12 protein-coding genes and 2 tRNA genes are annotated in these 15,039 nt (G+C 69.5%); 11 read left to right on the top strand and 3 right to left on the bottom strand.

The features are described 5' to 3' along the window. Window positions 1–18: 18 nt before the first annotated feature. A tRNA-Gly gene (locus RZ84_RS12205) sits at window positions 19–89 on the bottom strand. A 135-nt stretch (window positions 90–224) separates the two neighbouring features. On the opposite strand from RZ84_RS12205, the gene RZ84_RS12200 reads away from it, so the two are divergent. The 5 genes from RZ84_RS12200 (at window position 225) to clpX (ending at window position 5,031) form a co-directional block, all read left to right on the top strand. Further along, window positions 225–301 (top strand) — tRNA-Pro (locus RZ84_RS12200). Window positions 302–546: 245 nt separating this feature from the next. Continuing rightward, a complete protein-coding gene (gene tig, locus RZ84_RS12195; RefSeq protein ID WP_043264342.1) occupies window positions 547–1,944 on the top strand; it encodes a trigger factor in 1,398 nt (465 codons plus the stop codon). Window positions 1,945–2,245: 301 nt separating this feature from the next. Beyond that, complete coding sequence (locus tag RZ84_RS12190) at window positions 2,246–2,848, top strand: ATP-dependent Clp protease proteolytic subunit (RefSeq protein WP_107068262.1); 603 nt, start codon at window positions 2,246–2,248, stop codon at window positions 2,846–2,848. A 63-nt stretch (window positions 2,849–2,911) separates the two neighbouring features. Next, a complete protein-coding gene (locus RZ84_RS12185; RefSeq protein ID WP_043264340.1) occupies window positions 2,912–3,586 on the top strand; it encodes an ATP-dependent Clp protease proteolytic subunit in 675 nt (224 codons plus the stop codon). A 161-nt stretch (window positions 3,587–3,747) separates the two neighbouring features. Then, complete coding sequence (clpX, locus tag RZ84_RS12180; RefSeq protein ID WP_043264339.1) at window positions 3,748–5,031, top strand: ATP-dependent Clp protease ATP-binding subunit ClpX; 1,284 nt, start codon at window positions 3,748–3,750, stop codon at window positions 5,029–5,031. Window positions 5,032–5,119: 88 nt separating this feature from the next. On the opposite strand, the gene RZ84_RS12175 is transcribed toward clpX, so the two are convergent. After that, a complete protein-coding gene (locus tag RZ84_RS12175; protein WP_043264338.1) occupies window positions 5,120–6,100 on the bottom strand; it encodes a hypothetical protein in 981 nt (326 codons plus the stop codon). 152 nt (window positions 6,101–6,252) lie between these two features. Between RZ84_RS12175 and RZ84_RS12170 the strand changes: the two genes are divergently transcribed. Beyond that, a complete protein-coding gene (locus tag RZ84_RS12170; RefSeq protein WP_043264337.1) occupies window positions 6,253–8,901 on the top strand; it encodes a valine--tRNA ligase in 2,649 nt (882 codons plus the stop codon). On the opposite strand, the gene RZ84_RS12165 is transcribed toward RZ84_RS12170, so the two are convergent. Then, the gene (locus RZ84_RS12165; protein ID WP_043264336.1) at window positions 8,867–10,165 is read right to left on the bottom strand and encodes a membrane protein; all 1,299 of its coding nucleotides are present in this window, start codon (window positions 10,163–10,165) and stop codon (window positions 8,867–8,869) included. The genes RZ84_RS12170 and RZ84_RS12165 overlap by 35 nt on opposite strands. Before the next feature lie 255 nt (window positions 10,166–10,420). On the opposite strand from RZ84_RS12165, the gene RZ84_RS12160 reads away from it, so the two are divergent. The 5 genes from RZ84_RS12160 to RZ84_RS40980 all read left to right on the top strand — a co-directional run. Next, window positions 10,421–11,869 (top strand): peptidoglycan D,D-transpeptidase FtsI family protein, encoded by a 1,449-nt coding sequence (locus RZ84_RS12160; protein WP_043264335.1) that lies wholly within the window; start codon window positions 10,421–10,423, stop codon window positions 11,867–11,869. A gap of 82 nt (window positions 11,870–11,951) precedes the next feature. Further along, window positions 11,952–13,466: a bifunctional tetrahydrofolate synthase/dihydrofolate synthase gene (locus RZ84_RS12155; protein WP_043264334.1), complete on the top strand. Its 1,515-nt coding sequence runs from the start codon at window positions 11,952–11,954 to the stop codon at window positions 13,464–13,466. Between the two features lie 2 nt (window positions 13,467–13,468). Then, window positions 13,469–13,813 (top strand): DUF4233 domain-containing protein, encoded by a 345-nt coding sequence (locus RZ84_RS12150; protein ID WP_043264333.1) that lies wholly within the window; start codon window positions 13,469–13,471, stop codon window positions 13,811–13,813. A gap of 98 nt (window positions 13,814–13,911) precedes the next feature. Then, complete coding sequence (gene ndk, locus RZ84_RS12145) at window positions 13,912–14,325, top strand: nucleoside-diphosphate kinase (protein ID WP_043264332.1); 414 nt, start codon at window positions 13,912–13,914, stop codon at window positions 14,323–14,325. Window positions 14,326–14,622: 297 nt separating this feature from the next. Further along, window positions 14,623–15,039, top strand: a 417-nt coding sequence (locus tag RZ84_RS40980) for a rod shape-determining protein (RefSeq protein WP_241778039.1), incomplete at its 3' end; no start/stop codon positions are given.

Genomic DNA, 15,039 nt, shown 5'->3' with positions numbered 1-15,039 from the left:
GCCCGGGGGCCGATTCGGAGCGGGCGACGGGAATCGAACCCGCGTAGCCAGTTTGGAAGACTGGGGCTCTACCATTGAGCTACGCCCGCGAGTGCCGACGGTCGCTGGACCTCGGCACGCAGAGCATCGTAGCGGGTCAGGGCGGTCCGCCGCACACCGCATCGCGCTCCGGATAATCTGGCAGCCGCAGAGTCCGCGGCCATGTACCCTACGTGTCGCACCGACGGGGTGTGGCGCAGCTTGGTAGCGCGTCCGCTTTGGGAGCGGAAGGTCGTCGGTTCGAATCCGGCCACCCCGACCAGTTGGTACCCGCCCGGCGCCGCGGAGACGGCGTCAGTGGCCGTTCGAGATCGCTCGACGGCCGTTCGAGATCGCGTTGTGGGTGCCCTCCTCCTTGCGGTTACTATGCAAGCTGCGTGCCTGTGTGTCTTTTGTACCGGGCGCGATCGGCCGGGCCGGGATCTGCCGGACCCGGAAGATCTGAATCTGCCGGAACCGGAAGATCTCAGGCAAAACCCCAGAAGTCAGCCCCAAGGAGACCGAACCGTGAAGAGCGCCGTGGAGACCCTGAACCCGACTCGGGTTCGGCTCACTGTCGAGGTGCCCTTCGAGGAGCTCAAGGCCAGCCTCGACGCGGCGTACAAGAAGATCAACCAGCAGGTCACGGTGAAGGGCTTCCGTCGGGGCAAGATCCCGGCCCGCGTCATCGACCAGCGGTTCGGTCGCGGCGCCGTCCTGGAAGAGGCCGTCAACGACGCGCTCCCGAAGTTCTACACCGAAGCGGTCAACGAGGCTGAGCTGAACGTCCTCGGCCAGCCCGAGGTCGACATCACCGAGCTCAAGGACAACGAGCTGCTGGCCTTCACCGCCGAGGTCGACATCCGCCCCGCCCTGGAGATCCCGGACTACTCCGGTATCGAGGTCGAGGTCGACGCCGTCGAGGTGTCGGACGAGGACGTCGACAAGTCCGTCGAGCAGCTGCGTGAGCGCTTCGCCACCACCACCCCGGCCGAGCGCGCCGCCCAGGACGGCGACGTGCTGACCGTCGACCTGGAGGCCAAGGTCGACGGCGAGGTCCTGGAGGACGGCGTCGCCACGGGCGTCACGTACACCGTCGGCTCCGGCGAGCTCCTCGACGGCATCGACGAGGCCGTCAAGGGCCTGGAGGCCGGCGGCAGCGCCACCTTCACCTCCGAGCTCAAGGGCGGCTCCGCCCAGGGCAAGGAGGCCGAGGTCAAGGTCGACGTCACCGAGGTCAAGTCCCGCGAACTGCCCGCGCTGGACGACGACTTCGCGCAGCTGGCCAGCGAGTTCGACACCCTTGAGGAGCTGCGCGCGGACAGCCGCAAGCGCCTTGAGCAGATGAAGAAGTACGACCAGGCCACCCAGGCGCAGGAGAAGGTCCTGGACGAGCTGCTCAAGCTCGTCCAGGTGCCGATGCCGGAGAAGCTGCTCGCGGACGAGATCCAGACCCGCAAGCACAACCTGGAGCACCACCAGCTCGGCCAGATGGGCCTCGACCTCGCGAAGTACCTGGAGATCCAGGGCAAGACCGAGGAGGAGTTCGACGCCGAGACCAGGCAGCAGGCCGAGAAGGGCATCAAGACCCAGTTCATCCTCGACGAGCTGGTCAACAAGGAGAAGCTGAACGTCAGCCAGGAGGAGCTCACCGAGCACCTCATGCGCCGCGCCCAGTCCTCCGGCATGAGCCCGGACCAGTTCGCCCAGGCGGTCGTCGAGGGCGGCCAGGTCCCGATGCTGGTCGGCGAGGTCGCCCGCGGCAAGGCCCTCGCGGTGGTCGTCGAGGCCGCCACGGTCAAGGACTCCAACGGCCAGGTCGTCGACCTGGAGGACGAGGAGGAGACCGAGGCCGCCGAGGCCGTCGTCGCCGAGGCCGAGGGCGCCGAGGCGAAGGTCGAGGAGGCCGCGAAGACCGAGGGCTGAGCCCCGGCCGTCCGGGGGCTCCCCGGGCTCTTCGAGCTCTGAGTACGGGCCCGAACACGCACGTGTGCGTGTTCGGGCCCGTACGTCATCCCGGTCGGTGAGCCTGCGCTCACAGCGAACAGTTCTCGCTGCGGGATGGCGTTGTCCGACCTGCGCGTTAGGGTCCGTAGATACGAGGGCAGGGGAGTTTCCGAACGCGCGCCGGGCGCACCACACGGCGCCGGTCCCCGCGCCCCAGAAGACGACGCTGAGACGGTCGCGAGCCGTCCGACAACGAGCAGGTGGACACGTGACGATCCCGATGCCTTCCGCCGCCGCTGAGCCGACCTTCGGTGGCCTCGGCGACCAGGTCTACAACCGGCTGCTCGGCGAGCGGATCATCTTCCTCGGCCAGCCGGTCGACGACGACATCGCCAACAAGATCACGGCGCAGCTGCTTCTCCTCGCCGCTGATCCGGACAAGGACATCTACCTCTACATCAACTCCCCGGGTGGTTCGGTCCCGGCCGGCATGGCGATCTACGACACCATGCAGTACATCAAGAACGACGTGGTCACCATCGCCATGGGCCTCGCCGCCTCGATGGGCCAGTTCCTGCTGAGCGCCGGCACCCCGGGCAAGCGCTTCGCGCTGCCGAACGCCGAGATCCTCATCCACCAGCCCTCCGCCGGCCTGGCGGGCTCGGCCTCGGACATCAAGATCCACGCCGACCAGCTGCTCCGTACGAAGAAGCGCCTGGGCGAGCTCTCCGCGCACCACACCGGCCAGACGCTGGAGCAGTGGACCAAGGACGCCGACCGTGACCGCTGGTTCAGCGCCGAGGAGGCCAAGGCGTACGGCATCATCGACGAAGTCATGCACTCCGCCGCCAGTGTCCCGGGCGGGGGCGGCACCGGGGCCTGATCCCCGGATTCACGCCTCGCAGTCGACCCCAGCCCCTTCGCCACCAGGACGGTGAACCCCCAGATGAACAACTTCCCCGGAAGCGGCCTCTACGAGCGCCCTCAGGCCGAGTTCTCCGGCATGACCGCCGAGTCCCGCTATATCGTCCCGCGCTTCGTCGAGCGCACCTCGCAGGGCGTCCGTGAGTACGACCCCTACGCCAAGCTCTTCGAGGAGCGGGTGATCTTCCTCGGCGTGCAGATCGACGACGCCTCCGCCAACGACGTCATGGCGCAGCTGCTGTGCCTGGAGTCGATGGACCCGGACCGCGACATCTCGGTCTACATCAACAGCCCCGGCGGCTCCTTCACGGCGCTCACCGCGATCTACGACACGATGCAGTTCGTGAAGCCGGACATCCAGACGGTCTGCATGGGCCAGGCGGCCTCCGCCGCGGCCGTGCTGCTCGCCGCCGGCACCCCCGGCAAGCGGATGGCGCTGCCCAACGCCCGGGTCCTGATCCACCAGCCGTTCAGCGAGACCGGCCGCGGCCAGGTCTCCGACCTGGAGATCGCCGCCCGCGAGATCCAGCGGATGCGCCAGCAGCTGGAGGAGATGCTGGCCAAGCACTCGTCCACGCCGATCGAGAAGATCCGTGAGGACATCGAGCGCGACAAGATCCTGACCGCCGAGGAGTCCCTGGCGTACGGTCTGGTCGACCAGATCGTCTCGACGCGGAAGACCTCCGTCTCCGTCTGATCGCGATCTTCGCGAAATGCGCCGGAGTGTTGCCCCCTTGGACCGAGTGAACCGAGTCGGTCCAAGGGGGGCCCGTACGGGGGGCCCGGCAAGGTACCGTCGATAGGCAAGCACCCGGGTCCGCGGAGCAATGCGGATCCCAGGCGAAGGGGATTCACCTCGTGGCACGCATCGGTGACGGCGGCGATCTGCTCAAGTGCTCGTTCTGCGGAAAGAGCCAGAAGCAGGTGAAGAAGCTCATCGCGGGGCCTGGTGTGTACATCTGCGACGAGTGCATCGACCTCTGCAACGAGATCATCGAGGAGGAGCTCGCCGAGACCTCCGAGGTGCGCTGGGAGGAACTCCCCAAGCCCCGCGAGATCTACGAGTTCCTCAACGGCTACGTCGTCGGCCAGGAGCCCGCCAAGAAGGCGCTCTCGGTGGCCGTCTACAACCACTACAAGCGGGTGCAGGCGGGCGAGAACGGACCGGGCCGCGGCGACGAGGGCATCGAACTCGCCAAGTCCAACATCCTGCTGCTCGGCCCCACCGGCTCCGGCAAGACGCTGCTCGCGCAGACCCTGGCCCGGATGCTCAACGTCCCCTTCGCGTTCGCGGACGCGACCGCGCTGACCGAGGCCGGCTATGTCGGCGAGGACGTCGAGAACATCCTCCTCAAGCTGATCCAGGCCGCGGACTTCGACATCAAGAAGGCCGAGACCGGCATCATCTACATCGACGAGATCGACAAGGTCGCCCGGAAGAGCGAAAACCCGTCGATCACCCGCGATGTCTCCGGCGAGGGCGTCCAGCAGGCCCTGCTGAAGATCCTGGAGGGCACCACCGCCTCGGTCCCGCCGCAGGGCGGCCGGAAGCACCCGCACCAGGAATTCATCCAGATCGACACCACCAACGTCCTCTTCATCGTCGGCGGTGCCTTCGCCGGCCTGGAGAAGATCATCGAGGCCCGGTCCGGCGCCAAGGGCATCGGCTTCGGCGCCACCATCCGCTCCAAGCGGGAGGTCGAGTCCAAGGACCAGCTCCAGGAGGTCATGCCGGAGGACCTGGTGAAGTTCGGCATGATCCCCGAGTTCATCGGCCGCCTCCCGGTCCTGACCTCCGTTCACAACCTGGACCGCGAGGCGCTCCTCCAGATCCTGGTGGAGCCGCGCAACGCCCTGGTCAAGCAGTACCAGCGGCTCTTCGAACTCGACGGTGTGGAGCTGGACTTCGACCGCCCGGCCCTGGAGGCCATCGCCGACCAGGCCATCCTCCGCGGCACCGGCGCCCGCGGGCTGCGCGCCATCATGGAGGAGGTCCTCCAGGCGGTGATGTACGAGATCCCGTCCCGCAAGGACGTCGCCCGCGTCGTCATCACCGAGGACGTGGTGCACTCCAACGTCAACCCGACCCTGGTCCCGCGCAACCGCGGCGAGTCGGGCGAGCCCCACGAGAAGAGCGCCTAGCGTCCGCCCTCCTCACGTACAACAGAACCGCCCGGCAGCGGAGTTGCTGCCGGGCGGTTCTCGTGTGCGGACCCGTTCCTTCGACCCGCTACTTGTCCTTGCGGACCTCGTTCCGGACCTTGGCGGTCTTGTCCGAGAGGTCCTTGGCGCTCGGGGTGGTGGCGGAGCTGGCGCCGCGGGGGTCCGGCATGGCGATCATCTGGACCACGCCCAGCGCGCTGCTGTCGCCCCAGATGCAGGTGGAGGCGTTGACGGACGCGCTCACGCCGCCCGTCGAGAAGCTGATCTTCTGCGTCCGGCACTTCATGACCGCGCCGTCGAAGTCGCTCGGGGAGAACGCGGTGACGGGCGTGACGTCCTCGATCTTGCCGTGCTGCTGCTCGGCCTCCTGCTTCGAGCCCTCGTCGACCTTGGCGAACATCTTGGTCACCGCGCCCTGCGGGTCGGCGATGTTGCCGTAGATGCCGACCACGTTCATCTGCAGCCCGCTGCCGTCCTTGTAATTGCCGGTGACGCCCTTGCTGTTGGTGATGCCGAGCGCCTTGGCGTCCTTGTTGTTGGCGAAGTCCTGGGTGCCGGCACCGCCGTTCGTCGCCTGCTTGTGGAACTGCCCGCTCAGCAGGCTGTCGCCCAGCGAGATCGTGTACGGCTTCACATCGCCGCCCGAGCCGAAGACGAAGTACACGCCCACACCGATCGCCGCGACGACGGCGACGGCGCCGACGATGATGCCGATCTTCTTGCCGTTGCCGCCGCCGGTCTCCGGGGTGTCGGGGATCATCCCGTAGGGGGTCTGCTGGCCGCCGTACGGGGGCTGCTGGCCGAAGTGGGGCTGCTGCGGCTGGGCGTACTGCTGCTGAGGGGCCTGCTGGGGGTAGCCGTAACCCTGCGCCGGCGGGACCTGGTCGCCCTGCTGGGGGTAGCCGTAGCCCTGCTGCGGAGGGACCTGGCCGCCCTGCTGCGGATAGCCGTGGCCGGGCTGCGGGGCGGGCGGCTGCGGCTGGCCGTAGGGACCCGGCTGCTGGGGCTGCTGCCCGTACGGGCCGGGAGGCGGCTGGTTGAAGCTCATGGAGCGGTTCCCCTCGTGACTGCTGATGCCGCGGAAATTCCGTGCATGGTGGTGGTGCGCTGCCGACATCCTGTACGACGCCGCTGACAACCGGTGCCCCGGGGGCGAAACCGATTCGAAGCCGCTACATTCCCGCCCGTACACTGTCGGTCGTGACCGAGAACACTCAGCAGCCCAAGCACAGCGTCCCCGAACTGCCGACTCAGTACACGCCGGCCGAGGTAGAGGGGCCGCTGTACGAGCGCTGGGTAGAGCGGGGCTACTTCGAGGCGGACGAGAAGAGCGACAAGCCGCCGTACACCGTCGTCATCCCCCCGCCGAACGTCACCGGCTCGCTGCACCTGGGCCACGCCTTCGAGCACACGCTGATCGACGCCCTCACCCGCCGCAAGCGGATGCAGGGGTACGAGACGCTGTGGCAGCCGGGTATGGACCACGCGGGCATCGCCACCCAGAACGTCGTCGAGCGGGAGCTCGCCAAGGAGGGCGTCTCGCGGCACGACCTGGGCCGGGAGGCGTTCGTCGAGCGGGTCTGGCAGTGGAAGAACGAGTCCGGCGGCCAGATCTCGGGGCAGATGCGGCGCCTGGGCGACGGCGTGGCCTGGTCCCGCGAGCGGTTCACCATGGACGAGGGCCTCTCCAAGGCCGTCCAGACGATCTTCAAGCGGCTCTACGACGACGAGCTGATCTACCGCGCCGAGCGCATCATCAACTGGTGCCCGCGCTGCCTGACCGCCATCTCGGACATCGAGGTGGAGTACCAGGACGACGACGGCGAGCTGGTCTCGATCCGGTACGGGGACGGGGACACCGCGATCGTCGTCGCCACCACCCGCGCCGAGACGATGCTGGGCGACACCGCCGTCGCCGTCCACCCCGAGGACGAGCGGTACGCCCACCTCGTCGGCACCGAGATCGAGTTGCCGCTGACCGGCCGCCGCATCCCGGTCGTCGCGGACGAGCACGTCGACCCGGAGTTCGGCACGGGTGCGGTGAAGGTCACGCCGGCGCACGACCCGAACGACTTCGAGATCGGCCGCCGCCACGGCCTGGCGAGCCTGGCCGTCCTCGACGAGCGCGGCGTGATCACCGCGCACGGCCCGTTCCAGGGGCTGGACCGCTTCGAGGCCCGGTCGGCGATCGTCGGCGCGCTGCGCGCCGAGGGCCGGATCGTCGCCGAGAAGCGCCCGTACACCCACTCCGTCGGGCACTGCTCGCGCTGCAAGACCACCATCGAGCCGCGGCTGTCGATGCAGTGGTGGGTCAAGGTCGGCCCGCTGGCGAAGGCCGCGGGCGACGCGGTCCGCGAGGGCAAGGTCGCGATCCACCCCAAGGAGATGGAGTCCCGGTACTTCGGCTGGGTCGACAACCTTCACGACTGGTGCATTTCCCGGCAGTTGTGGTGGGGCCACCGCATTCCGGTCTGGTACGGCCCGAACGGCGAGGTCGTCTGCGTCGGACCGGACGACGAGGCGCCCACCGGCGAGGGCTGGCACCAGGACACCGACGTCCTCGACACCTGGTTCTCGTCGGGCCTGTGGCCGTTCTCCACGCTGGGCTGGCCCGAGCAGACCCCGAGCGTCGGGAAGTTCTACCCGAACTCCGTCCTGGTCACCGGCTACGACATCCTCTTCTTCTGGGTCGCCCGGATGATGATGTTCGGGCTGTACGCCATGGACGGCACCCCGCCGTTCCACACCATCGCGCTGCACGGCATGGTCCGCGACCAGTTCGGCAAGAAGATGTCCAAGTCCTTCGGCAACGCGGTCAACCCGCTGGACTGGATGGACGCCTACGGCTCGGACGCCGTCCGCTTCACCCTCGCCCGCGGCGCCAACCCCGGTGTCGACGTCCCGATCGGCGAGGACTGGGTCCAGGGCTCCCGCAACTTCGCCAACAAGATCTGGAACGCCACCCGCTTCGCGCTGATGAACGGCGCGACGGTGGAGGGCGAACTCCCGCCCGCGGAAGCCCTGTCGGCGACCGACCGGTGGATCCTCTCCCGGCTCAACGCGGTCGTCGCCGAGGTCGACGCGTACTACGACGACTACCAGTTCGCCAAGCTGTCGGACACCCTCTTCCACTTCGCCTGGGACGAGGTCTTCGACTGGTACGTCGAGCTGTCCAAGACGACGTTCATGGCGGGCGGCCCGGCCGCCGACGCCTCCCGCCGGGTGCTGGGCGAGGTGCTGGACGTCACGCTGCGGCTGCTGCACCCGATCGTGCCGTTCGTCACGGAGACGCTGTGGACGACGCTGACCGGCGGCGAGTCGGTGGTGATCGCCGACTGGCCCCGGGCCGTGGCCGTTCCCGGGGCCGACGCCCCGGGCGGCTTCCGGGACGCGGCGGCCGAGCGGGAGATCGAGACCGTTCAGCAGGTCGTCACCGAGGTCCGCCGGTTCCGCTCCGACCAGGGGCTCCAGCCCGGCCAGAAGGTCCCGGCCCGGCTGGACCTGTCCGGTACGGCGCTGGCGACGCACGAGGCCGCGATGCGGTCGCTGCTGCGGCTCCAGCCGGCCGGCGACGGCTTCAGCGCCACCGCGTCGCTGCCGGTCGCGGGTGCCACGGTCGCCCTGGACCTGTCCGGCGCCATCGACGTCGAGGCGGAGCGGAAGCGGCTCACCAAGGACCTGGCCGCCGCCGAGAAGGAGAAGGCCCAGGCCACCGGGAAGCTCGGCAACGAGGCGTTCCTGGCCAAGGCGCCGGAGCACGTCGTCGAGAAGATCCGCGGCCGACTGGCAGCCGCGGAGGCGGACATCGTCCGGATCACCGCGCAGCTGGCGGGCCTGCCCACGGCGTAGCCGACGGCTGCGTCCAGGCGCCGGGCAGCGGCCCCGTGCCGGGGACCGGCCCCTGGTCCGCGGGGCCCGCAGGCCCCTGGACCGCGGGGTTCACCGGCCCGCGGCCCGCAGGCTCCTCGTCCGCGGGCAGTTCAGGCCCCTCGTCCGTACGGGCGGGGGGCCTGCGCCGTCCCCGCCGCCCGCCGCGCCCGCCCCGCTCCCGTACCGGCCAGAGCAGCACGTACCCGGTGGAGACCGCGACGAACGCCAGCCGGATCAGCCCGCGGACAGAGTCGTCCGGGACGACGAAGACACTGCCGTAGAGGATGATCACGGCCAGCCAGCTCCACCACGGGACCAGCCGGCGCTGGCCGATGACGTCCCACAGCAGCGTGCCCAGCAGCACCGAGGCGGTGTAGTACGTGTAGACGCTGGGATCCAGCACGATCCGGGCGTTGGCGCCCAGTAGGACCACCGCCGCCCACCGGCCGCGCCAGACGGCTATCGCGCCCAGGACGAGCCCGAGGGCGAACTGCGCGGGCCGGTCCCAGCCGGGGGTCTTCGGGTCGGCGACGCCCAGCCAACGCAGCGCGGAGGCCGGGTGGTTGGGGATGGTGAACTTGGCGGCGGCGAAGGACTGGGCGTCGCCGAGGAAGAACGGCAGCCAGGCGAGCGCGACCAGCCCCGCGCACCAGAGGGCCGCGCGCAGCCACTTGTCCCGTGGGAGCGCCAGCAGCAGTGGGACGAAGGCCAGCGCGGTGGGCTTGGAGTCCATCGCCAAGGCCAGGCAGGCACCGGTCAGCGCGGGGCTGCCGCGGGTGACCGCGCGCACCGCGAGGGCGGTGAAGAACAGCGCCAGTACGTCGTCGAGGTGCCCGAAGCGGACCGCGACCTCGATCCACATGGGGATGAAGGCCAGCCCGGCGATCAGTACCCGCTGCCGCAGCCGCTGGTGGTTGGTGCCGGTGCCCAGGAAGTGGTGGGCGGCGCTGCGGCCGGCCAGCACCACGATGACCAGGCCGAGCGCGGACATCAGCGCCGCGGCCAGGAACTGCCCGGTGGCCTCGGGGAAGGGGTTGAACAGCCCGGCCGTCAGGAAGCTGATCGGCCCCATCTGGAGCTCGGGGTGGTGCGCGTACAGGTTGAGGCCGCCGGTGCCGTCGCCCGAGCTGCCCTGGTAGATCAGCTCACCGCCGGTGCGCAGGTAGTGCCACGAGAAGCCGCCGTGCGGCTCCACGACGATGAACCACAGCACGGTCCAGGCGGTGAGCAGCACCAAATGCATCCGCTGACTGATTGCCGGCACGCGTCTTCAGCTCCTGCTTTCCCGACCGCTGCGGTCGTGTGAACTCCGGGGGCATGCAGACCCCGCCGAGGAAGAGGGCCGATCAGGGCGGAAAGGTTGTCCCGTCCACCGGACTGATGGCTCACATCGCGGTTGTACGCCCTTCTCATGGCGCTCTCATGAAGCCGAGGCACCGTGGACCGGAATGCCGGAGTTCCGGCGGAAAACGCACGTCCAGTCCGAGGAGCCGCGCCCATGAACAAGCCACTGCGAAGGGTGTCGGTCTTCTGCCTCGCACTGATCCTCGCGCTGATGGGCTGGGCCACCTGGATCCAGGGCGCCAAGGCTAGTGACTACCGCGACGACCCGCACAATCCGCGGGTGGCGATCGCCAAGTACTCGGCACCGCTGGGCAACATCCTCGTCGGCGGGCAGCCGGTCACCGGCTCGGCCGCCACGGACGCCGGCCTGAAGTACAAGCGGACCTACAAGAACGGCCCGCTCTACGCCCCGGTCACCGGCTTCTCCTCGCAGATCTTCGGCAGCACCCAGCTGGAGAGCCTCTACGGCGACCTGCTCGGCGGCACCGACAGCCGGCTCCAGACCCCCGCCGACTCGCTGCTGCACGAGCGGCCCAGGGGCGGCGACGTGGCCACCACCATCGACCCCAAGGTCCAGAAGGCCGGCTACGACGCCCTCGGCGGCAAGAGCGGCGCCGCCGTCGCGCTCGACCCGGCGACCGGCCGGATCCTCGGCATGGTCAGCACCCCGTCGTACGACCCGGGGAAGTTCGCCGGGTCCGGCACCGCCGACCAGAAGGCCTGGCAGGCGATGTCGCAGGACAGCCGGCAGCCGAACCTGAACCGCGCGCTGCGCCAGCCGCTGCCGCCCGGCTCCACCTTCAAGCTGGTGGTCGCCGCCGCCGCGCTGGAGAACGGCCTGTACTCCTCCGTGGACCAGCCCACCAACAGCCCCGACCCGTACACCCTGCCCGACACCAGCACCAAGCTCACCAACGAGAGCTCCTCGGCGCCCTGCGAGAACGCCACCATCCGCACCGCGCTCCAGTACTCCTGCAACACCGTCTTCGCGAAGATGGCGGTCGACCTCGGCAAGGACAAGGTGCGGGCGCAGGCCGAGAAGTTCGGCTTCAACGACGGCAAGACGGACGTCCCGGTCCGTGCGGCCAAGAGCGTCTACCCGTCGGACATGGACCAGGCGCAGACAGCGCTCTCCGGGATCGGCCAGTTCAACGACCAGGCGACGCCGCTCCAGATGGCCATGGTCGCCTCGGCGATCGCCAACGGGGGCGACCTGAAGGCCCCGCAGCTGGTCGACCGGCTCACCGACGGCGGCGGCAACACCGTCCAGAAGAACGGCCCGAAGACCTACCACCAGGTGATGTCGGCGCGGACCGCGGCACAGCTGCGGTCGGCGATGGAGACGGTCGTGGACAAGGGCACCGGCTCCAACGCGCAGATCGACGGACTGACCGTCGGCGGCAAGACGGGCACCGCCCAGCACGGCGTCAACAACAGCGGTACGCCCTACGCCTGGTTCGTCTCGTACGCCGATGACGGCAAGGGGCACCGGGTCGCGGTCGCCGTGATGGTCGAGGACGGGCACGCGGCCCGCAACGAGGTCTCCGGCAACGGGCTGGCGGCCCCGATCGCCAAGGCGATGATGCAGGCGGCGCTGTCCTGACCGGCGGCGCGAGGGCCGCCCCGGCGGGAGCGGGGGCGGCGCAGCGTGCCCGCTGTCAGAGGTGGCTCGTAGACTTGTCGTCGTGAGCGAGCGCCCCCAGAACGACGACCCCGACCCGACCGACGCCTTCGACGACATGGTCGAGGCCGAGACCCAACGCGACCCCGACCTCGCCGTGATCGAGGCCGGCAGCCGGACCCTGCGCGCGCAGGCCGGACCGCCGCAGGGGGAGCAGGTCCCGGCCCGCCCCGCCGACCCGGAGGTCGACCGCGCGCTGCGCGCCGTCGAGGAGGAGCTGGCCGGCCGCTGGGGCGAGACCCAGCTCGACCCGTCGGTCCAGCGCATCGTCGCCCTGCTGGACATCCTGGGCAGCCCGCAGCGCGCGTACCCGTCCATCCACATCACCGGGACGAACGGCAAGACCAGCACGGCCCGCATGATCGAGGCCCTGCTCTGCGCCTTCGAGCTGCGCACCGGCCGGTACACCAGCCCGCACGTCCAGTCGATCACCGAGCGGATCAGCCTGGACGGCAGCCCGATCTCCGCCGAGCGCTTCATCGAGACCTACCGCGACATCGCCCCGTACGTGGAGATGGTCGACGCCCAGCAGGAATACCGCCTCTCCTTCTTCGAGGTGCTGACGGCGATGGCGTACGCGGCCTTCGCGGACACCCCGGTGGACGTGGCGGTCGTCGAGGTCGGCATGGGCGGCACCTGGGACGCGACCAACGTCATCGACGCCGATGTCGCGGTGATCACCCCGATCGCGCTGGACCACACCGACCGCCTCGGCGAGACGCCCGAGCAGATCGCCGGCGAGAAGGCCGGGATCATCAAGAAGGACGCGACGGTCGTGCTCGCCCAGCAGCCGGTGGACGCCGCCTCGGTGATGCTCAAGCGCGCCGTCGAGGTGGACGCCACGGTCGCCCGCGAGGGCATGGAGTTCGGGGTGCTCTCCCGCGAGGTGGCGGTCGGCGGCCAGATGCTGACGCTGCGCGGGCTGGGCGGCGAGTACCCGGAGATCTTCCTGCCGCTGTACGGCGCCCACCAGGCGCACAACGCCGCGGTCGCGCTCGCCGCCGTCGAGGCGTTCTTCGGCGTCGGCTCCGAGCACGCCCGCACCCTCGACATCGACACCATCCGCTCCGCGTTCGCCGCGGTCGCCTCGCCCGGCCGGATGGAGGTGGTCCGGCGCAGCCCCACGGTCGTGCTGGACGCCGCGCACAACCCGGCGGGCGCGCGGGCGGCGGCCGAGGCGGTCACCGAGGCGTTCGGTTTCAGCCGGCTGGTGGGCGTCGTCGGGGCCAGCTCCGACAAGGACGTCCGGGGCTTCCTGGAGGCGTTCGAGCCGATCTTCGCCGAGGTCGTGGTGACGCGTAATTCCAGCCAGCGTGCGATGGACCCGGACGAGCTGGCCGCCGTCGCCGTCGAGGTCTTCGGCGCCGAGCGGGTCCAGGTCGAGCCGCGGCTGGACGACGCCCTGGAGGCGGCGATCACGCTGGCCGAGGAAGAGGGCGAGTTCTCCGGCGCGGGCGTGCTGGTGACCGGCTCGGTGATCACGGTCGGCGAGGCCCGGCTGCTCCTGGGAAGGAACTGACCATGCGCACGCTGTGTGCCAGCACCCTGATAGGGGAGTTCTTCGTGATCGGCTTCGCCGGTCTGGTCGCGATGCAGCTCACCGATCTGCCGGCGGCCACGATCTGGACGGTCAGCGGAATCGCCATGCTGCTGAGCGTCCTGCTGTGCGGGATGCTGAACCGCCCCGGCGGCGTCCAGCTCGGCTGGGTGCTCCAGATCGGCCTGATCGCCAGCGGCCTGGTCATCCCCACGATGTACTTCCTCGGCGGTGTCTTCGCCGCTCTGTGGTGGGCGTCGGTGCACTTCGGCCGCAAGATCGACGAAGCGAAGGCCCGGTTCGCGGCCGAATCGTCCGCCGCGGGCTGAGCCGGGCCCGGCCGCCGGGGCCCGGCACCGTACGGCCCGTGCGCAGCCGGTAGCCTCAAGGCACCGCTGACCGTCGTTCATATACAGGGAGTCCCTTCGTGAGCCAGCGCACCCTCGTCCTTCTCAAGCCCGATGCCGTCAAGCGCGGCCTGATCGGCGAGATCATCGGCCGGATCGAGCGCAAGGCGAACTGGACGATCAGCGCGCTGGAGCTGCGCACGCTCGACCGCGCCCTTCTGGAGCAGCACTACGCCGAGCACGTCGGCCGGGACTTCTACGAGCCGCTGGTGGAGTTCATGTCGTCCGGCCCGGTCGTCTCGCTGGTCGTCGAGGGGGAGCGGGTCATCGAGGGCGTACGGGCGCTGGCCGGGCCCACTGACCCGATTGCCGCCCCGAGTGGGTCCATTCGTGGGGACTTCGGAACGATCACCCGGGAAAATCTGATCCACGCCTCGGATTCCGAAGAGTCCGCCGAGCGCGAGATCAAGATTTTCTTCCCCGGTATTTCCTGACGCGCCATTGGTACCCAACCCCCTTGTGACCAGGGGCGACCGGTGAAATCATCGGTCGCCCCTTGGTGTACACGACACGATCGGGGGAACGCATCCCCGCGACACGACGTCACCATTGAGGGGGGCGGGTGCGTGTACGGCTGACAATGGCGGAACGGCCTCCCAGCGTGTTCGGGTGGGTAACACTACGAACTACGATGGGGGCTTCCGCGCCTCACAGCGCATCACCTCCTGCCGACCTCAAAGTAAGCATTCGCTCCAGTTGGGAAGGCCAGACGTATCCTCATGGGGAACAACATGTCGTTCATCGGCCGTGACATGGCTGTCGACCTCGGGACCGCCAACACGCTGGTGTACGTCAGGGGCCGCGGCATCGTTCTCAACGAACCGTCGGTCGTGGCCATCAACACCAACACCGGTGGCATCCTGGCCGTAGGTGCCGAGGCGAAGAAGATGATCGGCCGGACGCCCGGCAACATCGTCGCCGTACGGCCGCTGAAGGACGGCGTGATCGCCGACTTCGAGATCACCGAGCGGATGCTCCGCTACTTCATCCTGAAGATCCACAAGCGGCGCTACCTCGCCCGCCCGCGGGTGGTCGTCTGCGTTCCCTCCGGAATCACGGGAGTTGAGCGCCGCGCGGTCATCGAGGCGTCGACCCAGGCCGGCGCCCGCCAGGTCCACATCATCGAGGAGCCGATGGCCGCGGCGATC

The organism is Streptomyces sp. CT34, from assembly GCF_000805335.1.
In the GTDB taxonomy this organism is placed as follows: Bacteria; Actinomycetota; Actinomycetes; order Streptomycetales; family Streptomycetaceae; genus Streptomyces.
Note: the sequence above shows the minus strand (reverse complement) of the source record. Positions and strands in the feature narration are given on the sequence as shown.